The organism is Vibrio sp. YT-19(2023) (genome assembly GCF_033337395.1).
The window spans coordinates 1-524 of sequence record NZ_JAWOQN010001115.1 but is presented as its reverse complement, the minus strand read 5'-3'; the positions used below and the strand labels follow the sequence as shown (position 1 = coordinate 524).

The following is a 524-nucleotide window of genomic DNA, read 5'->3' as shown; positions in this document are numbered from 1 at the left end:
TGCGTTTGGTATTCAAACGCAGGAACAACTACTTCCACACGACGGTTCGCTTCGCGACCTTGACGAGTTTCGTTGCTAGCAACTGGGTTTGCTTCACCCATGCCTTTAACTGTCATACGGTCAGCAGCGATACCTTTCGCTTCGAATTCATTAGCAACCGCTTTAGCACGCTTTTCAGTTAGCTGTTGGTTGTACTGAGCAGAACCAGTTGTGTCACTGTAACCAGTGATCTCAACTTTAGCTTGTGGGTAAGTGTTCATTAGATCAACTGTACCAGCGAGTGCTGATGCATCTTTCACTTCTGCGCTTTCTAGGCCGAATTGTACTGTTGCTGTTTGAGCTGGTTACACGTGCTCAACGATACGAGTAGATGGACGTGTTTCTACCACTTCTTCAACTGCTTCTTCTTGAACTACTGGCTCAGAACCAAACTTGTAGTTGAAGCCGATACCGAAGAAGTCAGAATCCATGTCATCAATGATGTCGTCAGACATGTCTTGGTAGCGTTGGTATTCAGCACGTAG

1 pseudogene is annotated in these 524 nt (G+C 46.2%); it reads right to left on the bottom strand.

The features are described from left to right. Positions 1-524: pseudogene (locus tag R7E78_RS30340) on the bottom strand (OmpA family protein); the annotation flags it as partial.